The organism is Allobosea lupini (assembly GCF_900109525.1).
Classification (GTDB): Bacteria; Pseudomonadota; Alphaproteobacteria; order Rhizobiales; family Beijerinckiaceae; genus Allobosea; species Allobosea lupini.
The window spans coordinates 1-21,567 of sequence record NZ_FOAN01000008.1 but is presented as its reverse complement, the minus strand read 5'-3'; the positions used below and the strand labels follow the sequence as shown (position 1 = coordinate 21,567).

18 protein-coding genes are annotated in these 21,567 nt (G+C 64.4%); 14 read left to right on the top strand and 4 right to left on the bottom strand.

Features of this window, described 5'->3' with window-relative positions; genetic code table 11:
- Nucleotides 1-456: 456 nt before the first annotated feature.
- Nucleotides 457-1,341: a LysR substrate-binding domain-containing protein gene (locus BMZ21_RS21935; protein ID WP_091839566.1), complete on the bottom strand. Its 885-nt coding sequence runs from the start codon at nt 1,339-1,341 to the stop codon at nt 457-459.
- Between the two features lie 137 nt (nt 1,342-1,478).
- On the opposite strand from BMZ21_RS21935, the gene BMZ21_RS21930 reads away from it, so the two are divergent.
- The 6 genes from BMZ21_RS21930 (at nt 1,479) to BMZ21_RS21905 (ending at nt 7,010) form a co-directional block, all read left to right on the top strand.
- A complete protein-coding gene (locus tag BMZ21_RS21930; protein ID WP_091839562.1) occupies nt 1,479-2,231 on the top strand; it encodes an SDR family NAD(P)-dependent oxidoreductase in 753 nt (250 codons plus the stop codon).
- Nucleotides 2,224-3,102: a transketolase gene (locus BMZ21_RS21925; RefSeq protein WP_091839558.1), complete on the top strand. Its 879-nt coding sequence runs from the start codon at nt 2,224-2,226 to the stop codon at nt 3,100-3,102. Before BMZ21_RS21930 ends, BMZ21_RS21925 begins: the two co-directional genes overlap by 8 nt.
- Complete coding sequence (locus BMZ21_RS21920) at nt 3,099-4,109, top strand: transketolase family protein (protein ID WP_091839556.1); 1,011 nt, start codon at nt 3,099-3,101, stop codon at nt 4,107-4,109. The genes BMZ21_RS21925 and BMZ21_RS21920 overlap by 4 nt, the downstream gene beginning before the upstream one ends.
- 67 nt (nt 4,110-4,176) lie before the next feature.
- Entirely contained in the window at nt 4,177-5,193 is a 1,017-nt protein-coding gene (locus tag BMZ21_RS21915; RefSeq protein WP_091839549.1) for a TRAP transporter substrate-binding protein, read from the top strand.
- 3 nt (nt 5,194-5,196) lie between these two features.
- Entirely contained in the window at nt 5,197-5,754 is a 558-nt protein-coding gene (locus BMZ21_RS21910) for a TRAP transporter small permease (RefSeq protein ID WP_091839542.1), read from the top strand.
- Nucleotides 5,751-7,010: a TRAP transporter large permease gene (locus tag BMZ21_RS21905; RefSeq protein ID WP_091839539.1), complete on the top strand. Its 1,260-nt coding sequence runs from the start codon at nt 5,751-5,753 to the stop codon at nt 7,008-7,010. The genes BMZ21_RS21910 and BMZ21_RS21905 overlap by 4 nt, the downstream gene beginning before the upstream one ends.
- A 122-nt stretch (nt 7,011-7,132) precedes the next feature.
- On the opposite strand, the gene BMZ21_RS21900 is transcribed toward BMZ21_RS21905, so the two are convergent.
- Complete coding sequence (locus tag BMZ21_RS21900) at nt 7,133-9,394, bottom strand: hypothetical protein (protein WP_091839536.1); 2,262 nt, start codon at nt 9,392-9,394, stop codon at nt 7,133-7,135.
- A 246-nt stretch (nt 9,395-9,640) separates the two neighbouring features.
- The gene (locus tag BMZ21_RS29990; RefSeq protein WP_143079756.1) at nt 9,641-9,832 is read right to left on the bottom strand and encodes a hypothetical protein; all 192 of its coding nucleotides are present in this window, start codon (nt 9,830-9,832) and stop codon (nt 9,641-9,643) included.
- 135 nt (nt 9,833-9,967) lie between these two features.
- Here BMZ21_RS29990 and BMZ21_RS21895 point away from each other — a divergent pair, with 135 nt between their 5' ends.
- The 8 genes from BMZ21_RS21895 to BMZ21_RS21865 all read left to right on the top strand — a co-directional run bounded on the left by BMZ21_RS21895 (nt 9,968) and on the right by BMZ21_RS21865 (nt 18,476).
- Entirely contained in the window at nt 9,968-11,611 is a 1,644-nt protein-coding gene (locus BMZ21_RS21895; protein ID WP_091839531.1) for a hypothetical protein, read from the top strand.
- Nucleotides 11,612-11,628: 17 nt separating this feature from the next.
- Nucleotides 11,629-12,798, top strand: coding sequence for a phosphatase PAP2 family protein (locus BMZ21_RS21890; RefSeq protein ID WP_091839528.1), 1,170 nt, complete (start codon nt 11,629-11,631; stop codon nt 12,796-12,798).
- A 24-nt stretch (nt 12,799-12,822) separates the two neighbouring features.
- Complete coding sequence (locus BMZ21_RS21885) at nt 12,823-14,955, top strand: S8/S53 family peptidase (protein ID WP_091839524.1); 2,133 nt, start codon at nt 12,823-12,825, stop codon at nt 14,953-14,955.
- 259 nt (nt 14,956-15,214) lie between these two features.
- Nucleotides 15,215-16,756: a peroxidase family protein gene (locus BMZ21_RS21880; RefSeq protein ID WP_091839521.1), complete on the top strand. Its 1,542-nt coding sequence runs from the start codon at nt 15,215-15,217 to the stop codon at nt 16,754-16,756.
- A 130-nt stretch (nt 16,757-16,886) separates the two neighbouring features.
- Entirely contained in the window at nt 16,887-17,168 is a 282-nt protein-coding gene (locus BMZ21_RS21875; protein ID WP_091839518.1) for a hypothetical protein, read from the top strand.
- Nucleotides 17,169-17,216: 48 nt separating this feature from the next.
- Entirely contained in the window at nt 17,217-17,513 is a 297-nt protein-coding gene (locus BMZ21_RS21870) for a hypothetical protein (RefSeq protein WP_091839513.1), read from the top strand.
- Nucleotides 17,510-17,809 (top strand): hypothetical protein, encoded by a 300-nt coding sequence (locus BMZ21_RS30435; protein ID WP_208862344.1) that lies wholly within the window; start codon nt 17,510-17,512, stop codon nt 17,807-17,809. The genes BMZ21_RS21870 and BMZ21_RS30435 overlap by 4 nt, the downstream gene beginning before the upstream one ends.
- Nucleotides 17,810-17,831: 22 nt before the next feature.
- Nucleotides 17,832-18,476: a LysE family translocator gene (locus BMZ21_RS21865; RefSeq protein ID WP_167561706.1), complete on the top strand. Its 645-nt coding sequence runs from the start codon at nt 17,832-17,834 to the stop codon at nt 18,474-18,476.
- Nucleotides 18,477-18,722: 246 nt separating this feature from the next.
- On the opposite strand, the gene BMZ21_RS21860 is transcribed toward BMZ21_RS21865, so the two are convergent.
- Nucleotides 18,723-21,197, bottom strand: a complete 2,475-nt coding sequence (locus BMZ21_RS21860) for an EAL domain-containing protein (RefSeq protein ID WP_244543953.1) — start codon at nt 21,195-21,197, stop codon at nt 18,723-18,725.
- Nucleotides 21,198-21,567: the final 370 nt, after the last annotated feature.

Below are 21,567 nucleotides of genomic sequence, written 5' to 3'. Positions count from 1 at the left end.
AACGCCCCGCGGATACTCTCAGTGGTCGTGACCCGGCCGAGAGGTCGCTTGGACGTCTTGCGCATGACGACGGAACGTCCAGCCTGAAGCCGCTCATTGCGAATGAGACCGGCCGTATCGCAGCCGAGGCTGTCGAGAGCGGCGGCTCGTCGGGTCTCTTCGCGTTGCGCTGAATTAACGCTGATTAGCCTCGGAGCATGGGCCGCTTGTCAATCGATACTCTCGGCCACGGCGTGACCAACGTCCGCTTCCCTGCAGTCGCTGAAGGGCGGCTTCTGTCGCAAGGCAGCCTCTAATTCTTCGCTCAAGCCCGTTTTGCGCCACCTTGCTCGGCATTTCCGATCGAACCTTGGCTGCGCAAGCGAGGTCAGCTTTGCTCGCCCGGCTTCCTGCTCCGCACCAAATCAGACGATAGGTGCCATAGAGGCCCGCAACGGTCCAATCCCGGGCAGCTCGCTAATCGACTGAGCTAAGCTTCAGCTCTTGAGTCAGCCATCGCGCAAAGGTTCGGACGGCGAGCCGGGATTTCGCCACGCGCGGAAAGACGAGGTAGTGGCCGATATAGCGGACGTCCTGCGCGCGGCCAGCCAGAGGGGCTACGAGCCGACCATCGGCGAGCTCGCGTTCGGCCAGGCGCGTGGATTCGAGCGCGACCCCGAGTCCGTCGACCGCCGCAGCGATCGCCATGAACGAGCGGTCGAAGCGTGATCCGCGCGAAGCTTGCGGAGAGAGGTCGTTGGCGGCGAACCAGCCGGCCCACCGCACGCGCTTGTTGTCGCTTTCTATCAGCTTGGCCGACTTGAGATCCACGATCGTGCGGATGTTCTCGGCCACTTCGGGCGCGCAGAGTGGGGTCACGGTCTCCTCGCCAAGCGGGATGACGACGAGCCCTTCCTGACGGGGCGGTCCGTAACAAATGTCGGCGTCGAATTCGTCGTGCTCGAAACGCGGATAGTCGATACCCGCCGCCAGTCGCACCTCCAGTCCCGGCTGCGTCTCGAGCAGGCCGCGCAGCCGCGGCATCAGCCACTGCGTCGCCATCGACGGCGCGCAGTGCAGTCGCAGGAGATTTCCTGAGCGAACCCCGATCGTCTCGACGCCCTGCCGCATCTCGTCGAACGCGGTCGCGACATGGGAGAGGAGCGCTTCGCCCGCTCCGTTCAGGCGGATGGCGCGGCTCTGACGATCGAAGAGCGTGGTGCCCATCAGCTCCTCGAGCTTGCGGATGGCATGGCTGATCGCGCTCGACGATATTCCCAGCTCCTCTCCGGCCGCACGGAAGGATCCTGTCCGTGACGCTGCCTCGAAGGCCTGGAGCGAGGAAAGCGGAAGGCGTCTCAATCGGGCGAGCTCCGGGAGATGGCGGGCCAGGGCGTCATACCTGAACTCAATTCATGTAAGACGCAATTTTTTGCGTTTCCCAGCTGCCGATCCATGAGCCACTCTCAGCAGCATAAGAAGTGCTTCTAGGGACGGACATGCTTCTGCAGAACAAAACTGCTGCCATCTCTGGCGCGGCGAGCGCACGCGGGATAGGCCTGGCGACCGCCAGGCTCTTCGCGGCCCATGGCGCCCGCGTCGCCATCCTCGACATCGACGAGGCTGCAGCGCGCCAAGCCGCGGCCGGGCTCGGTCCCGGCCATATCGGTCTGCGCTGCGACGTCGCGGACAAGGCATCCTGTCAGTCGGCCGCCGACGCGGTCATCGCCGCATTCGGCGGGATCGACATCCTCGTCAACAATGCCGGCGTGACGCAGCCGGTGAAGACGCTCGATATCGACGAGGCGAGCTGGGACCGCATTCAGGACGTAAACACCAAGGGCGTGCTCTTCCTGAGCCAAGTCTTCATCCCACATATGCAGGCGCGCGGCGGCGGCTCGATCGCCTGCATGTCCTCGGTCTCCGCGCAGCGCGGCGGCGGCATCTTCGGCGGGCCGCATTACTCTGCCGCCAAGGCCGGCGTGCTCGGCCTCGCCAAGGCGATGGCGCGCGAGTTCGGCCCCGACCGCATCCGCGTGAACTGCGTCACGCCCGGTCTGATCGAGACCGACATCACCGGCGGCAAACTGACCGAGGAGATGCGCCGGGAGATCCTCCGGGGCATCCCGCTCGGCCGCCTCGGCGACGCCGCGGATGTGGCGGGCATCTATCTTTTTCTCGCTTCCGACCTTTCGGCCTACGTGACCGGCGCGGTGATCGACGTGAACGGCGGGATGCTGATCCATGGCTGAGGCACCGCATGATGCCGATCGAGCCGGCCACGCTCCGATCGGCCACAACGTCTCGCTCGCGCGTCGCGCCTGGAACATCCGGCGGCACGCTATCCGGATGGGCGAGGTCCAGGGCCAGGGCTACATCGCCCAGGCGCTCGACATCGCCGATGTATTGGCTGCCGCCTACTTCCACGCCATGCGCTACCGGCCGGACGATCCGGAGTGGGAAGGCCGCGACCGCTTCCTTCTCTCCAACGGCCACTATGCGATCGCGCTCTACGCCGCGCTGATCGAGGCCGGGTTCATTCCCGAGGACGAGCTCGAAACCTATGGCTCGGACGAGAGCCGCCTGCCGATGTCCGGCATGGCCGCCTACACGCCCGGCATGGAAATGTCGGGCGGCTCGCTCGGCATCGGGCTTTCGATCGCCGTCGGCCGGGCGCTCGGGCTCAAGCGCAAGGCCTCGGACGCGACCGTCTATATGCTGTTTTCGGATGGCGAGCTCGACGAGGGCTCGGTCTGGGAAGCGATCCTGGGCGCCGCCCATCACCAGCTCGACAACCTGATCGCCGTCGTGGACATCAACAACCAGCAGGCGGACGGACCCTCGACCAAGGTCATGGGTTTCGAGCCGCTCGTCGACAAGCTCCATGCCTTCGGATGGTTCGTGACGCGGGTCGATGGCAACGACCTCGACGCCGTCCGCGATGCCTTCGACGCCTGCAAGGCCCAGCGCGGACAGGGCCGGCCGGCCATGATCGTCGCCGATACGCTAATGGGTAAGGGTGTACCCTTCCTGGAGGCACGCGAGAAGAACCACTTCATCCGCGTCGAAGCCCATGAGTGGGCGCTCGCTCTCCAAGCGCTCGACGAGCGGAGGCCCGCATGAAGCCCGCCGTACCACCGTCCACGGGCAAGCCGCGCCTTACCACGTCGGCGATGATTGCCTCGATCGCTGGCGAAGGTCAGCGCACGAAGCCTGCGCCTTTCGGCCATGCGCTCGTCGAGCTGGCGAAGAGCGACGAGCGTGTCCTCGGCATGACCGCCGACCTCGGCAAGTACACCGACCTGCACATCTTTGCGCAGGCCCTTCCCGAGCGGCACTACCAGATGGGCATGGCCGAACAACTGCTCTTCGGGGCGGCCTCGGGACTCGCGGCCGAAGGCTTCACGCCATTCGCGACGACCTATGCCGTTTTCGCGTCGCGTCGCGCCTACGACTTCATCCACCAGACGATCGCGGAAGAAGACCGCAATGTGAAGATCGTCTGCGCATTGCCGGGACTGACCTCGGGCTACGGTCCCTCGCACCAGGCGGCCGAAGATCTCGCACTGTTCCGGGCGATGCCGAACATCACGGTGATCGACCCTTGCGACGCGCACGAGATCGAGCAGGCCGTGCCGGCCATCGCCGCGCATCAGGGCCCGGTCTATATGCGGCTGCTGCGCGGGCAGGTGCCTCTCGTGCTCGACGAGTACGGGTACAGCTTCGAGCTCGGCAGGGCGAAGCTCCTGCGCGACGGAGCGGAGGTCCTGTTCGTCTCGTCGGGCATCCTGACGATGCGCGCGCTTGAGGCGGCAAAGCTCCTCGAAAATGACCGGATCGGGGCCGCAGTCCTGCATGTCCCGACGATCAAGCCGCTCGATGCCGCGGCGATCGTGGACGCCTGCTCCAGGCCCGGTCGTCTCGTCATCGTTGCTGAGAACCACACCGTCATTGGCGGGCTGGGCGAGGCCGTGGCGGGCTTGCTGATGAGAGAGAGCGTGCATCCCGCCTTCCGCATGATCGGCCTGCCGGACGAGTTCCTGGCGGCCGGCGCGCTGCCGACGCTCCACGACCGCTACGGCATCTCGACCGAGGCGATCTGCGCCCGTGTGAAGGAGTGGGTCGGCTGAGACCGCCTTCGCCCATCGACCATCGACAGAAGCGCCTTCAGGCGACGTCACATCAGGGAGGAAAGCCATGACCAAGAATTACCTGATCGCCACCGGTCTGAGTCGCCGCGGCCTGCTCGCGGCCGGTGTCGTCACGCCGGCGATCCTGACGCTGCCGCGCCGCGCGCAGGCGCAGGTGACGATGACGCTGGGCCACAATGCGGCTGCCGGCAACCCGCGCTGGATCGCGGCCGATCGGTTCGGCGAACTCCTGAAGGAGCGCACGAAAGGGCGCCTTGCCGTTCGCGTGGCCGGAGCCGAACAGCTCGGCAACGAGCAGTCGCTGCTCACGAGCCTCAGGACCGGTGCGGTCGACATGACCGTCAACAGCCAGGGCTCGACCTCGGCCCTGCTGCCGGAGCTCGCCGCGCTCGGCCTGCCCTTCCTGTTCAGGACCTCGGCGGAGGCGTTCACGCTGCTTGAAGGGCCGATAGGCACCGAGCTTGATCAGCGCTTCGCCAAGATCGGCATGGTGCCGCTCGGCTGGTGGGACAACGGTATCCGCCACGTCACCAACAGCAAGCGCGCCATCGCGAAGCCCACCGATCTCAAGGGCCTGAAGATCCGGACGCCGCCCGATCCGATGACCATCGACATCTTCCAGGCGCTCGGCGCTGGCACGGAGCAGATTTCGTTCGGCGAGCTTTACGTCGCACTCCAGCAGGGCGTTGTTGACGGGCAGGAGAACCCGCTCGTGAACATCGCCTCGTCGAAGCTCTTCGAGGTCAACCGTTTCATTTCGCTGACCGCGCATAAATGGGAGTGCTCGCCCTTCCTGATGTCGCAGATCACCTGGATGCGGCTGTCGCCGGCCGATCGCGAGGTGGTGAGGGCGACGGCGAAGGAGGCGGGCGAGCTTCAGCGCAAGCTCTTCCTGGAGGCCGACAGCAAGTTCGCCGGCGAGTTCAGGGCGAACCCGAAGCTGCAGGTCAACGAGGCCGACCAGGCAGCTTTCCGCGAGGCTTCGGCCAAGGTCTACGACACCTGGAAGGCCAAGCCCTTCGGCGACTTCGTCGATCGCCTCGTCAAGACGGCGCGGGGCTGAGCGGTGGAGCGGCCGCACCCATCTGGATGGCGCGCAGGCGCCATCCGCCTGGCAGATCGCGTCGACCTGGTCGTCGCCCAGTCCTGCGAGATCGTCGTCATCGGCGTGGGTTCGCTACTGCTGGCCATGCTCGCTGCCAATGTCGGCGCTCGTTACGTGCTCGATTCCGGCGGTTTCCGCTTCGCGCAGGAACTGCCGGAGCGGCTGTTCCCGGTCTTCATCATGGCGGGCGTCGTGCTTGGCGTGCAGAAGGGTGGGCACATGGCCGTCGAGACGGTGCTCGTCATGCTCGGCCGCCAGGGTGCGCGCGCCATGCTCCTCGTCGGGCACGCCATCGTCATCGGAAGCTACATCCTGCTGAGCAGGGACATCCTGCTCTTGGCGGAGATGCTCTGGATCGACCGCTCTCCCGTCATGGGGATCCCGGCGAGCTACGGCTACTACACCATCGCCATCGGGCTCGCGCTCGTCATCGTCGTCACCGCGAACCAGGCGGCGAGGGTCGCCATCATGGGGCCCGAAGCGATGCCCGTTCCCGCTCCGGAGGAGCAGGTCGCATGAGCCTCACCCTGATCCTCTCCTTCGTCATCCTGATGCTGCTTGCGATCCCTGTCGGGCATGCGCTGATCGTCGCGGCGGGCGCGGCCCTGCTGGTGCAGGGCCAGATCCCGCTGACGATCATCGCCCAGCAGATGTATCAACAGACGCAGTCCTTCCCGATGCTGGCGCTGCCGTTCTTCATGCTCGCCGGCTCGCTCATGCTCGGCGGCAAGCTCGGTAGCGAGCTGCTCGCCTTCGCCTCTAAGTCGATGCAGCGCTGGCGTGGCGGGCCTCTCTCGACCACGGTCGTCGCATCCGTGGTGTTCGGCGGCGTGTCCGGCAGCGCTGTCGCCAATGCAAGTGCGCTCGGCTCCGTGCTGATCCCCTGGCAAAAGCGGCAGGGGTACCCGGCGCCTCTCTGCGCCGCCAACAACGCCACCTCCGCCATCATCGACATCCTGATCCCGCCCTCGATCCCGCTGATCCTCTACTCGCTGGTTTCGAACGTCTCGATCGCCGACCTCTTCACCGCCGGCATCCTGCCGGGCCTGCTGATGGCCGGCGGATTCATCGTCCTGTGCAGCTGGATCGCGCGACGGCGCGGCTATGTTTCGCCCGAGGCGCCGGTCTCCCGGGCGGAGCTCGCGCGGCTCGCGTGGCGCAGCATGCCGGCCTTGCTGATGCCGGTCTTCATCCTGCTCGGACTCCGCTTCGGCATCGCGACGCCGACCGAGATCGCGGTCCTGGCCGTGCTTTACGCGCTGATCCTCAGCATTGTGCTCTACCGTGACATGAGCTGGAGCAGGTTCAGGATCAGCATGATGGAGGCGGGCGTCGCGACCGGCGTCGTCATGCTGGTCATCATGGGTTCGGCCATCGTCGGCTGGATCCTGACCTTCGATCAAGTGCCGCAGCGCTTCGCCGAATGGGTCTCGGCCACGATCTCGAACCCCTACCTTGTCATCCTCGCGATGAACGTTCTGCTGCTGCTCGTCGGCATGCCGATCGACCTGCCGCCGGCGATCCTGCTGCTGGGGCCGATCTTCGTGCCGCTGGCGGCCTCGATCGGGCTCGATCCCGTCCAGCTCGGCATCATCATGGTGCTCAACCTCGGCATCGGCCTCTATACGCCGCCGATCGGCACGACGCTCTTCATCTCGACGTCGATTGCGCGAACGACCTTGGGTGAGACGACCCGCGAGCTCTGGCCCTTCTTCGGTGTTGCGATGCTCGTCCTGCTACTGGTGAGCTATGTGCCCGCTTTGACGATTTACTGAATTCATCGGAGTTTAGCCAGCACAAGATGTCCGCTTCCTGCCAGGTGGCTAATCTCAGCTATTGGCGCAATTTACCCGGACGAGCAATGGGCGCTTAATTTAAATTCGCTTAGTCACTGCTGTTATCGCGCAGAGAGCGTATTGATAAGGTTTTCTATTTGCGGTTGTTTCCAAACCGCATCAAGCCGTTCGTCGAGTTGACGCCGCGCGGTCTGGGACAGCGTCCAGCCGAGCGGTGCATCGACGGCGCCGGCCATCGAGAAAAGATGGTAGACGTCGTCGGCAGCAAGAACCACTCGGCGGAGTTGGTCGGCGACTTCGATGCCGGCCATTGTGCGGGACCGGAGCATCACGCCGAAGGGGCCAGGCCGCGGGTCCAGTGACGGCGTCGGTCGGATTAGCCGTCGGATGTTGAGGGTTGCGTTGTAATTCCAGTCAGCCTGTACGTAGCGCCAAGGCAACAGACTGACGTCTCGCTTTTTGTACGCTTCCTTGCGCTGCGCGATGATCTGTTCGCATTCCAGTGCCAGCGATCTGGCCTCGAGCAGCCTTGCCGCGTCGCAGTCCGGATCATTGACAATCTGGATTACGATGACGCGCGGCTTTCGTGCCTCCGGCAACGTCGCTGTCAACTTTTTGATCTGACGATAGGCGTCTAGAACCGTCGCGGCCCCATAATTCTCGAAAAACCCGCCATCGGCAACGGTCTCGAGGCTTTCGCAGCCGGCCCGCCTGGCGGCGGCGACCTCGAAGGAAGCCCAGTCCGAGATGACAGGAAAGCGCGCGCTCGCATGGGCCGCGGCGCTGAGGGGCAGATTGACTTCTTCGGCGATATTCACCTTGCAGCGGCTTCGCGACATCAGCCACCCTTTTGTGTCAAGGTTGCTTATCGGAACGCGATCGCCGTCCCGGGTCGCGGTGGTGTTGAGGACGAGCGAAGGTCCAGTGGTCGAGAAAAGATCGCGAAACGGCTCAGCGAAGCGATCGCTGGACGGCGCGATCCGACGCCACTGCGCTTCCCATGTCTTCTCCAGCGTGGCTCCGCGTTGCGGCGAGATCGGCAGGACGGCGCTCAGCAAATCATGCGTCAGGGCGCCGGCCAGCAGGCCAGCGAGGAAGTCGGCGTCGTGGAATGTGGCGACGCAATCCTCCAAACGGCCGTCCGGCGCGCAAGCCAGATCGGGTTCCGCCAAGAGCGCGCGATAAAGCGCCAATCCTAGCGAGCCGCCCGACACGCCGCTCGCGAGGAACAGCCGATCGCGAAGCGCAGGCGATGCCTGAGTTAGCCGCGCGAGAACCTTGGCGGTCCAATAGCTCGCGCGGACGCCGCCGCCCGCCGCCGAGACGAGCACGACCACTGGGCGACTTTCGGCTTGCCGATCGAGAAGACTGAAAAGGGCACTCTTGAAGGAGAGCATCGGTGTGACTGAAGGCGCCGCGCCGTGCGCATCGAGGCTTGTTACTGCGCGGATGCGATCAATGGGCGGAGTGCTCGAGACGACTGAAAACCAGAGTCCTATAAAAATAATCATCGCGACGAACGCGCCGCTGATGCGTTTGCGATGTGCCATCCGGACGAAGCCCGCCACGACGAGCAGCCAGCCGGATAGCGCGAGAGCCAGTATCGGCGCAGAACCGAGCGCTCGGCCGGCCATTTCCGGAATTGCCGCCAGACAACAAAGCACCGTGGCTCCGATGGTCAGGTTTGCTGGAGGGAAGCGTCTGGCTGCAAACGCCAAGGGTAGTGCCACCATGGAGCCGGCAACGGTGCCGCCTAAAACCACCACTACGGAAATGGCGCCCAGCCCCAGCGCGCTCGTCAGCAGAAGAGCCCCCCACAGGGCCAACAGGAGTGAGACCGCAAATACGACATCACTCTTCGTTTGCTTGGCGTGCAGAGCGGGCGCCTTGCCGATGCGCCCGTTTCGATTCTGGGGGAAACTCAAAATGTCCGAAAGCGACGCTCCAGCCGCGGCGGCGAGGAGCGCGAGGGCGCATGCCAGGCGGAAAGCGGCCCCATGATCCGTCTCCGCCGCCCTGACGATATCCTGCCCCTGATCGACCTGCAGCAGAATATAGACGAACGCCGATATGGCGATCAAAACCGGCGACAACAGCAACAAAATTGCTGAGGCTCGATTGAGAAAAGAGATGATCGGGCCCGCGCCTTGTCCAACGAGACCGCTCCGCTCCAGTCGAACAAAAATGTCGGCCGGGTCGTCGGTTAAAGGATCGAATCTCGTCGTGCCCGAAGATAGCTTTGCGCAGGGCTGCGCCAAAACTTCCGCCAGCGCAATCTGAGCGCGTCCATCGAGGACAAGCTCTTGTGTCTTGCCCGATTGGTCGAACATGAGAGACGCCAGCGCAGCCCAGACCTTGGCCAATCCCTCGTCATTGAGATGATAAACTCTCCGACTGCCAGCGCGTTCAAAACGCAGAATGTGAGGAAACGAGCCGCCTGAACCTTTCCCGGCCTCAGTGGTGTCGCTCCTGATTGTGCGTGTACGCATATCGGGAGCCCCCAATCTCTGACGCTCTACCCGAACCCGGGCAGCCCATCGTGTCCAAGGTCGACGGCACACAATCGCTCGACAATTCGACTGAAGAGTTGCCGACGCGATTCAAATTGTTCAGTTCAGGTCGCGGGGTCCGATCCTGTCAGCCATGCGGATCAACCACATGATCGTCTCGCGATCTTGCGGTTTCAAGAATGCGGACTGCGAGACGTCGACCGCTCTCCTGCGAAATTCTGGCCAGCGCAAATGGAAATCCGCCAAATCTCGAACAGGCATAGCCTCAGCTCCTAGTGTTTTCTTGTTCATGGTGTTTTCTTCAAATGCCGCAAGTTCAGCATATTCGGCCAATGCCTGGACTGGCGCGTGAAAAAAACGTGAAGCGCGTTGTGATCTGTCACCTGGCGTTGGTAACGTCGAGGCAGTCAGATTGGACAACGCGCCATGGACGGCAAGCTTCTGGAGATCAATCTGTTCGGTGCGTGCTCGGTCAGGTCGAGCGCGACGGACGGATTCGAGATCGGCGGCGCCAAGCACAAGGCGTTGTTTGCGCTCCTCGCCACCGCGCCGTTCGGTCGGCGTACACGCTCGTTCCTGCAGGAGACGTTGTGGGGCGTCGCCTGCTACGATACCGGCCGCCAAAGCCTCCGGCGCGCGCTGGCAGACATCAAGGCGATCGTGGGTCCCCATTACGGCGACCTGGTTACGAGCACCAATTCCGAGGTCACGCTCGATCTGTCGCGGGTCAGATTCGTCGGCCATCCCGGCCAGGGAGAGTTCCTCGAGGGACTGGATATCCGAGAGGCCGGATTTGGTCAGTGGATCGGCGGCATCCGTCAGAATCCAACGCAGCTCGATGGCCTGTTCAGCCTCTCATTAAGCGGCGGCGGCGTTTCAGTTCTGCCCGCTATCGCCGTCCTGCCGTTTCGCGTCATCGGCAACGACATTGCGGATGCGACGATCAGCGACTGGCTGGCGGAGGAGATGTGCCGCTCGCTCAGCCGCTCCAGGCTGATCGCCGTGATCTCGCACTTATCCTGCCGGGAACTCGCACGCGGCGGGATCGACATCGCCTCGGTGCGATCAAGGCTTCACGCGGATTTCTGCGTAACCGGCAGCCTGAGACGGTCGGGTGGCATGCTGATCCTCGACGCCGACTTCCTCGACGTGGGCTCCGGCCGCATTCTCTGGACGCGGCAGATCACCAGCCCGGTCGGGACGTTCTTCCAGTCGGCCGAGGAGGGTATCGCCGCCATCGTCGGCTCGATCGGGGCAGCCATCGCGGACGAGGCGCTCAGCCATATCTCGAGCCAGCGCCTCGCCGATGTCGAGGACCATCGACTGGTGATCGCCGGGGTCAGGCTGATGAACCGCGCGACGCTTCACGATCTCGCCCGCGCGCGCGAACTGCTCGAGGAGGCGCTACGGCGTGCGCCTTACGCGGCCGAGACCCATGCCTGGCTTGGAAAATGGTATTTTCTGAGCGTCTTCAATGGCTGGAGTTTGGACATCGCGGCGGAAACCGAGCGCGGCCTCGACTGCACGGCGCGCGCGCTCGACCTCTCGCCCGACAATGCCTTCTGCCTGACCATCGACGGTCTCGCCCACAACAACCTGCTGAAGCGGCTCGACGTCGCCGAGCAGCGTTACAAGGCCGCCCTTGCCATCAATCCGAACGAGGCGTTGTCGCTCCTTCTGCGCGGCACGCTTCACGCATTCCGCGACGAAGGCGGACCCGCAGTCCAGGCCGTCGACCGGGCTCGCAGGCTCTCGCCGCTCGACCCGTTCCGCTACTTCTATGAGTCGCTGAGCGCGACCGCCTACCTGTCGGCGGGCGCCTACCAAAGCGCCCTCGAGTTCGCGGAGAGTTCGCTCCTCCTCAATGATCGTCACGTGTCCACGCTGCGGGCCAAGATCGTCGCCTTGCACAATCTCGACCGCGGCGATGAGCTTCGCGCCGCCGGATCCGAGCTTCGACGCGCCATGCCGGATTTTTCGATCGAGAGTTATCTCCGCAGCCATCCGGCGTCGGATTCCAAGTTCGGGCGCAAGGCCGCGGCCGCCTTCAGGGCGGCCGGCCTGCAATAGGTATCTGGAGAGAGATCATGTCGAGTGCGGGTGGGATCGGCGGCATAGGCGGGATCGGGGGCATCGGTGGGATAGGAGGGATCGGCGGCATCGGTGGGATAGGAGGGATCGGCGGCATTGGATCGACCGGTATCGGGCCTTTCGTCCCGGGCGGCGCCGTCAGCCCGATCCTGTCGCAGGGATTGACGCTCAATGCGCAGGCGATCGGCCATATCGCTGGACCTGACGACGTCGGCGACGTCGCTGCTGGAACCTATGCGGACCTGCCGATCGGCCCGGCCGAAAACATGGATGACTGGGCTGCATGGGTGCGCGCCTCGCTCTATCTGACGGACACGCTGAAGCGCCTCGACTGGACGCCCGGCAAACGACGGCTAGGCGGGATCGCTCAGCCATTTGCCGGCATCGAGCTCAGCTACGGCAGGAAGCCTCTGATCACGCTGGCCAGGCCGGCTGCCGATCTGTTTCGAATGCAGCTGAAGCACATGCGAAGCTATGCCGATCAGCGCTCCGACCGGGCTGCCGAGATCCTGACGCAGGTCGGTTTCCCGGTCGACTATTTCGCCAGCATTCTTGGGCTGAACGACGCCAACCGCTTCACCTTCGAGCTGATCGGCATCACGCAGGTCATCACCTCGCATGTCGCGATGGTAGCCAAGCACCACCTGGCCTGTCGCCGGCCCGATCGTCGCGGCGCGACGGTGATGGCGATGATCCCGACGCCGGCTCACGGTGCGTTTCCAAGCGCGCACGCCGCCGAGGCCTTTGCGGTCGCGACCGTGCTCGAGGGGCTGCTTGAGACGCTCGATGCAACGCCGCCGGCTGCGCGGCACTACCCCCAGAGCGACCGCCTGATCAGGTTGCTCTACAAGCAGGCCGAGCGGATCGCGGTCAATCGGACGGTGGCCGGCGTGCATTTCCCGATTGACAGCTGGGCCGGCGCTGCGCTGGGAGAGGTCGTCGGCCAAATCATTCTGGCGAAGTGCCGGGGCGGCGGCGCCACGCATGCGACCTACGACGCCACCGACAGCGATTTTTTGCTGGCCGATTTTCTCCCCCGTATCACTGGTGGCAGCGGCGACCCGTCCGCCCACGGGCTCGAGCGAGCGAGCATGTCCATGCCGATGCCGAGCAGCCCCCTGTTTGGCTGGCTTTGGGGCAAGGTTCTCAACGAGTTCAAGCTCTGACCGTTCGGTCAGCCGGAGCTTTGCATGCATTCTGATTTGCCGCCTGACGGGGTGCCGCGCCTGACCGGCGCCTATGAGGAATGGACCTTCGGAGGCGGGGCTGCCTATGCGCTCGCCGATATCGCGCTCACCGCGGCGCGTTTCGTCGCCGCGATGGTCAGTCTGCCCGCAGGCACCCATCCACATCAGTTCGCCGCCGAGGTCGACCGCCGGGCGAAGGATGGCAATGGCGCGGCGCGCGTCATTTTGCCGGTGATCTGGAGCGGAGCGCCCGAACAGTCGCACGAGACGACCTATTGGCCGATCGTCCTCGACTTCGACGACCCGGAGGCGCGTGATCCTCTGGACCTGCTGCAGATCAACAGGACCTTGGATGATCTGAGCGAGCCACTTCGCCAAATTCTGAATGCCGCCGGGCGGAAGGAAGAGCTCCAGTTCCAGTTGAACTCGCCAATGCGCAAGCAGAGCGTAGCGGCGTTGAACAGCGGGAGCAGCGATCCGTCGCAGCATACCGCCGACAGCGCAGTGAAAGCCCGCCTCGCGCGCGACGCTCGACTGGTTGTCATGGCCGTGATCGATGATGGACTGCCGTTCGCGCACCGCAATTTTCTGAACAGCGCCGGAGACGGCACGCGCATCGAGTTCTGCTGGCTGCAATCATCGGACACAACGCCCGCCGGGTCGGTCGTGTTCGGGCGCGAGTTCACCCGAGACGCCATCGATGACCTTGTTGCCGCGCATGGCCCCGACGAGGACGCGATCTACACGCGCGCCGGGGCAGTGGAAGCTTCGCGGCGGCACGGCTCGACCCTCAATCATGTCGCTTCGCATGGCTCGCACGTCCTGGATGCGGCGGCGGGCCTGCGGCCGGCAGCCGGGCAGGACGATCTCGATCTGATGCGCATCATCGCCGTGCAACTGCCCGCCGCCATCACGGCCGATACCACGGGTTTTCGGAAGGACGCCTTCGTCCTCAGCGCGCTGCACTACATCTTCGACCGGGCCGACAGGCTCGGCGCGGCCTATCTCGACGACGAGGCTGCGCCGCTGCCTGTCGTCATCAACTTCAGCTACGGCTTCACGGGCGGCCCCCATGACGGCTCCGACAGGCTCGAGGTCGCGATCGCCAGCCTGATCGCGGCCAGGCAGGCGCAAGGCAAGCCGACCACGCTCGTCATGCCGTCAGGGAACACTTTCGGCGACCGTATGAACGGCACGATCCCGGCGGATCGGCTCCGGACGGGTATGAGCTACCCGATACCGTGGCGGCTTCAGCCGAACGATCGCACGTCGAGCTATCTCGAGATCTGGCTCCCGGCTGCGGCCGAGGATGCACCACAGTTTGGACTGACGATCACGGAGCCCAGAGGGATCGCATGCCAGACCACGAGCCCGCTGGCCTTAACATGCGCAATGCAACCTCGATCGGGCAGCCCGCCCGCATTGTCGCAGCAACTGACGCTCTCGGGAAAGACGATCGGCCTTTGTGTCGTCGAACGCTACAACGACGCCTGGGTGCGGGTGGTCATCGCGCTTGCTCCGACCGAGCCGGGCAACCCGGCCTTGCCGGCTGCGCCGTCAGGTCGCTGGACCATTGCGCTGAGCAAAACCGCCGGCGCCGAACTGGATGCGCCCGTCGCCTGTCGCATCCAGCGCGACAACGACCCGTTCGGCTATCTGCGGGGCGCGCGCCAAAGCTTTTTCGACGACGATGCCGATCTGAGATTCACCGCTGACGGCGCGGTCTCGCGGATCGAGAACGCGCCAGTCGCCTTCGTCCGCAGACTGGGGACGCTGAACGGCCTGGCGACGCATGACAAGGTCTCGGTCGTCGCCGGCTGCTACGGCGATAGCGGACGCGCGACGGAGTACGGCGCCTCAGGTCCGCTGCGATCCGCGACCGTACCGGCAGGGGCAGGCGACGTCCGGCTCGCGGCCATCTCGGACGAGTCGACCGCGCTGCGGGGCGTGCTGGCCGCCGGCACGCGCAGCGGTAGCGTCGTGCGGTTGAGCGGGACCAGCATGGCCGCACCGCAGGTCGCGCGATTTCTGGCGATGCAGCACATCTCGCCGGCGAAAGCGCCGGTCCAAGCGATTCCGCTGCGACACCCCGTCGCCGACGCGGAGCTGTCTGAGCGGCCGACGAGACTTGGCTGAAAACGGCCGACCGCCGGCGTCCACGGACCAGAGCGCCGGATGGCCCAGGCCTAGCCCAAGGTATTCCCGACAAGCGTCATTCGGCGCTCACACAAGCTTCGAAAGTATTTGGATTTTCGTTGCTTGGCCCACGTTTATGTCTTCGCGTGCCGGCGATCAGATTTCACCTCCATTCCCGCAATACTCACAGTTTCCTCACGCGCTTACCAAGCGGAATTGGACTTAGATACTCCTGTACCTCAACGACAGGAGACACATCATGGCCCGTCACGGCGTTCCGCCGCGCGCCCCAATCCCGGACTCGCTTCGATCGAGGGCGAACGGCGATCCCGGCCTGTTCGGCTACATTTTCCCCAGCCTCAGGCCGCTAACGGCCACGCCGGAGGCGCTGGACGCGCTCGCCGCCGCGATGCGGACGACCGACGTGATCGACAACCCGGCGCTCCCGGCAGGCCTCACCTACCTCGCCCAGTTCATCGATCACGACATCACGCTCGACCTGACCTCGATCGGCGAGCAGGATTCCGACCCGGCGGCAAAGGAAAACTTCCGAACGCCGGCTCTGGATCTCGATTCCGTCTACGGCTTCGGGCAGGACGGCTCACCGTCGCTGTTCGAGCGCGACCCGGTCACGCGCAAGACGCTGCCGACGCTGCTGCTGGGCACGGCGGCCGAAAGCCCCGACCTCCAGAAAGGCCCCGGCAATCTCGTCCCCGCCGTCCCGGGCGGCGACCTCCCGCGTAGCCCGGTGACAGGTCTGGCGATCATTCCCGACTCGCGAAACGACGAGAACCTGCTCGTCGCCCAGATGCATCTAGCCTTCATGCACTTCCACAACAAGGTGGTGGCGCATCTGCGCGCCCAGAACGTCCCGGAAGGCCAGCTCTTCGACAAGGCGCGCGAGCAGGTTATCTGGCACTACCAGTGGATGGTCCTGCACGAGTTCCTGGAACACCTGACCGGCGAAGTCGGGATCACCGACCGCATCATGCGCCGCGGGCGGCGGTTCTACCGCTTCAGGCGCTGGCCGTTCATGCCGATGGAGTTCTCCGCTGCCGCCTATCGGCTCGGCCATTCGATGGTCCGGGAGGTCTACAGCCACAACCGCATCTTCCGGCCGGCGGGCGGCATTCCGGCGACGCTGGAACTGCTCTTCCACTTCACGGCGAAATCCGGCGACATCGTCGGAGCCGAGGGCGTCAAGACCGCGCCGCCCAAGCCCGGCCTTCCGCCGCCCATGCCGGTCCTGCCCAGCAACTGGGTGATCGACTGGCGTCGCTTCTTCGACTTCGGCACGCCGCCGGGCGAGCCGGGCTTCGAGTTCAACGCCTCGCAGCTGATCGACCCGCTGCTGATCGACAAGCTGCACAAGCTGCCCGGGACCGAGCAGGGGCCGCCCTTCGCCAGGAGCCTCGCCGCCCTCAATCTGCGGCGTGGCGTCCAGAAGAAACTCGCCTCCGGCCAGGCGATCGCCAAGGCGATGGGCATCGCTGCCCTGACGCCGCAGGAGATTGCGACCGGGCCGGATGGCGCCGTCGCAAAGGCCAACGGCTTCGATAAGGCGACGCCGCTCTGGTACTACATCCTCAAAGAGGCGCAGGTGAAATCCGGCGGGCTGCATCTGGGGCCGGTCGGAGCGACCATCGTCGCAGAAGTGTTCATCGGCATCGTCCAGGGCAGCAAGACCTCCTATCTCGGCGCGCCGAACGGCTTCAAGCCCACCCTCGGCAAGGTGCCTGGCCAGTTCACGATCGTTGATCTGCTGACATTCGCCGGCGTGACCAACTTAATGCCCGCCTGACGAACGGCGCGCCGGTTGGGGTCGCTCCCGATCGGAGTTCTCACACCAAACCGAGCATCCGATGCCGGAGCGCCGCTCGACGCGGCGATCGCGGACGGCTGCGCCTTCGCAACCCTTTCAGGAGAGTGCCATGACGAGCTCGAGCCTTCACGACCGCGTGCCTGCGCCGGCGTCTTTTCCACGGCATGACCCGCTTCCGCAGCCGATGGCGGGCTCCGCACATCTGCGTCGCGGCCGAAATCTGGCGCCAGAAGCCGGCGACCCGGCGACGGCGACAACGCCGGAGCCCTCGGCTCGCCCCGCGGACGCGACCGGCAGCGCGCCGGCCAGCCAGCAAGAGTTCTACCAGTGCTTCGGCCTTGCCCTGCTCGGCCTGATCGCGATCGCCGTGCTCGTCGCGGCGAGAGGCTGACCCTTCGCGCATTTTCCAACACCCCGTCGAAACTCTCAGGAGGCAATAATGCGCCGTCACACGCTCGCTCTCTTTGTCCTGGTCAGCTTCGTTCAACCCGGCAGCGCTCAGCCGTCGCACGATCACCACCACCAGAAGTCGTCTTGCCTAGCCTGGCGGGAGCGACTGGACGCGACCGTTCGCCAGTTCGGAGAATTGGGCATCGTGCCGGGCGAAGATGCCGCCATCGCTAAAGGCCTCATTGAAACGATGGGCAAGCGCTGCGCCGGCGACGACCCGCAGCGGATCTCGCAGCTCTACGTGATCCTTCTCGACGTTCTGAGCGACCAAAGGCACCAGCAGTGACGCCCGCAGCGGCTGTCACGGATTTTATCGGCTTCCTTGCAGCAGGGATGACGATCACCGCCTTCTGCTGCACGCGCATGCTCTGCCTTCGCTCTGCGGCGATCTTGGCCAACGTCTTGTTCATCGCCTATGGGGCGCTCCTCGGCCTAATGCCCGTGCTTGGCCTGCATTGCGCGCTGCTGCCGCTCAATCTGGTGCGCTTCGCCCAGTGTTGGCGGGACACGCAGGCCGATCTTCGCCGCGATACGCAGCAAACCATCGCGCCACGCCGCTCGCATCCCCAGCATCACTCGTGATCCAACCCCAAAGGAGGCCGACGTGACCGATTTTCAATCGGGCGGTGGATCGGATCTTACCGCCGCCATATGGCTGTCCCTGCCTTTGCAGTTTTGGCTCGGCTACCTGGCGATCTTGCTCGTGCCAGGTCCAAACAGCTTCCTGATCGCAACCGTGAGTGCGGCACGCGGCTTTCGCGGCGTCGTTCCCCTCATCTTCGCAATTAGCCTGGGCGCGGCATCGCTTGCGCTGGCGATTGGCCTTTTGATGAACTCCGTGATGCACATCGCGCAAATCAAAATGTGGTTGCCGAAGGTCAGCGCGATGATGCTGCTCGTCGTCGCCTGGAGGATAATGACGTTGCGATCGCCGTCATGCGACCCGGCACTCGACATGTCCCGGCAAAATGTCACCGACTTCGCGCTCGGTTACAGCTGCGGGCTGACAAACCCAGTCACCGCGCTCTATTTCTCGTCACAGCTTGCCGACGGGGCGCCCCTCGCCAGCATTGGGTCAATCGCCGGGATGGGCATAGGCGTCGTAGCCTGTTCGTTGATTTTCAAAACCATGCTTGCGTGGGTCTTAGCACTGCCATGGGCGCGCGCCGCCGTTCAGAAGCGGTTGCCTCGAATTAAGCTGTCCGTTGCCGTGTTCTTTGGGATGATGGCGCTGCGAGGCTTGTTGTAGAGCGCGGCGCTCTGACAGCGCGATTTTACGGGCCATGCGATGACGTCCGCTTTTGGGCATCAATCCAAAGTCGGCTTCTGGCGCATTTCGCTGACGAGCGGCACGTCTATGGAGCCTGTGGAGCGCCTTTGGAGCGGTGTGGAACTCGCATGCGCCTTGCATGACGCTTGGCGGGTTCAATGACATTTCATTTCGGCCGCAGCGCTGGTCCGTGAAATCTTCGCGATCCAAACATGCCTGCCGGCCTTACGATGCGAACTCCATTCGTACTACGTCGCGAGCTGGCGATACCCTGATCGCGAGATCGGATCCCTCCCGGCCACCTGTGGCTTCCGTGAAGCTTGCGATCGGTTGCGGCTTTCCGAACAGATAACCTTGGAGTTCCTGACACTCTTCGGCAATCAGAAACCGCATCTGGCCAGCGGTCTCGACCCCTTCCGCTACGACGGAAAGGCCGAGGCTGCGTCCCAGTCCCAAAACGGTGCGAACGATCACCGCGGCTTGTGGGCAGATTTCGACCTGCCCAACGAAGGACCTGTCGATCTTAATCTTGTCAAAAGGGAAGGCCTGCAAGGTTGCTAGCGAAGCGTAGCCCGTTCCGAAGTCGTCCATTGCGATGTTGATTCCAAGCGCCTTCAGCCGCCGCAGGATCGACAGCGCGCGGCCCCTATCGGCGAAGATCGCCGTCTCGGTAATTTCAATCTCGAGCCGGGCCGGAGACAGACCGGTCTCCGACAGGATGCCGAGAATGAGGTCGGGAAGGTCGCTCTGCTGGAACTCCCGAGGCGACAGATTGACTGCGACCTTGAGAGGCCGGCTCCAGCGGGCGGCCTCGCTGCAGGCGGTGCGTAAGACCCATTTACCGAGGACCGATATGAGACCGGTCTCCTCGGCGAGTGGAATGAACTCGCTGGGCGGTATCAGGCCGCGCGTCGGATGCCGCCAGCGTGCGAGCGCTTCAAAGCCTACGAGCTCGCAGCTATTAGCTCTAACCTGTGGCTGATAAAAAAGCTCCAACCCCCCGTCCGCGAGGGCCGTTTTGAGATCACGTTCGAGCTCGCGGCGCCTCGTAACCGCCTCGTCCATCGCCGCGTCGAAAATGCGATAGCAATTTCGGCCTTCGGCCTTCGCCCGATAAAGCGCGAGATCAGCCCGGCTGAAGAGAAGCTGCTCGACGAGGCCGTGCTGCGGCGCACGCGCAATCCCGATGCTGAGGCCGACTTCGATAATCTGTCCTGCGAAGGTGAACGGCTTGCCCGCGATAGAAATCAGTTCCTGAGCCAGGTTGCCGAGGTACTCCCCTGACGGGTCGCTCTTAACCAGAACGGCAAACTCGTCGCCGCCCAGCCGCGCCACCGTGTCGGCTGGATGCATGCACCCGGCGATCCTGGCGGCGACGTGCTTCAGCAGCTCATCGCCGGCCATGTGGCCGACCGTATCGTTGACAGTCTTGAAGCGGTCGAGGTCCAGGCACATCACCGCGCAGGCGTCGCCGTCCTCGGCGACCTCCCGCAATGTCAGGCGCAACAGCTCGTGGAAGTAAGTCCGGTTGGTCAGGCCGGTCAGCCCGTCATGACGCGCCATATGCGCAACCTGCTGTTCCGCAGCCTTACGCTCTTCGATATCAATGTGCGTGCCGATGATGCGCTGGGGGGCGTCCAGGGCGCAACGCTCGACGACCTTTCCGCGCGCCAGCACCCAGCCCCAACTGCCGTCCTTGCGGAGCAACCGATGCTCGCACTCGTAGACCGGCGAGCGACCGTCGAAATGGGCTTGCAGGAGCTCCAAGGCCTTCGGCTCGTCTTGCGGGTGGATCAGGCGTTGCCAGGTCCGGACATGAGCCTCGAGCTCTCCTGGCTCGTAGCCGAGCATTGTCAGCCAGCGGTCGGAAAACCAAGTCTGGCCGGTTCCGATATCCCAGTCCCAGAGGCCGTCGCTACCCGCATCTAGAGCGCGCGCCAAGCGTTCTTCGCTGACGCGAAGCGCCGCACCATGCGATGCCAGCGCGTGGTTGGCGCGCCTGAGGCGGTCGGCGAACAAGGCGAGCGCGGAGAACGCCAGGATCGTCAACATCACGACGGCGATGCCGGCTGCAAGCGCCCCGCGCGCAAGCCCGTCGTCAGGCCCGGCAATCGATGGGTCCGGTATTGCTTGCGCTGCCGCCATCGACAGGAAATGCAAGGTCCCGATGGCGCCGGCGAGGAGCGTCGCAGCGACGGCACGGGGGTAACGCGTCGAGCGGTGGGTGAACACAAATAGCGCCGCGCAGGTCAACATGGCCCCCGCGGCGAGGGCCGCGGCGACGAGTGCCTCGTCCCAGATGAAGCGACCCGGAATGCGGACGCCCGCCATCCCGGTGAAATGCATCGCGGCGATGCCAATGGTCAGCAAGATGCCGCTGGCAACAACGGAGGTGGCACTGGTGGCACCTCGAATCCAGGTTGCGGCGCCGAAAGCGGTCGCCATGGCGACGCCCAATGATGCCAGCGTCAGGAGAACATCATAGCCGATGCTGAGCGGCGGCTCGTAGCCGAGCATGGCGATGAAATGCGTGCTCCAGATCCCTGCGCCAGCAGCGGCACCGGTGCCGACCAGCCAGATGGCTGCCGCCCAGCCCGTACTTTCGCGTGCCTGTTTAAGTAAGCCGAACGTCGCGTGGCACGACACCCAACAGATCAACGCCGACAGGGGAAGGACCCAGCCGGAATGTTCATCGGTCAAGCACGATAGCGTTCTATACATGGCAGCTGCGCGGTTCTGGCGGTCTCCCCAATGAGTAGGATGGAATGCGAACGACATCGTGCTAACGAACGCTAAAATTGAAGGCGATCGTTGGCGAAGTCAGCACACCTGTTGTAGCCACTGGCGACCAGGACGAGCAAAGGTGCGCATCAGCCGTCCTGCCGCTCGGCAGCCTCAACCCATTGGCTGACTGGCCTCTCCGAATGTCTTGTGTGGATGGCTCCCGCGTTGCAAGGGGTCTGTGACAGTTTGGCGTGCTGGTCGGGTGCAGTCTTGTGTCCGGCCTGTTCGCGCGGTCATCGACCGCTGGCCCTGATGGTTTCCGCGGATAAGGTCCCATTCTGCTTTG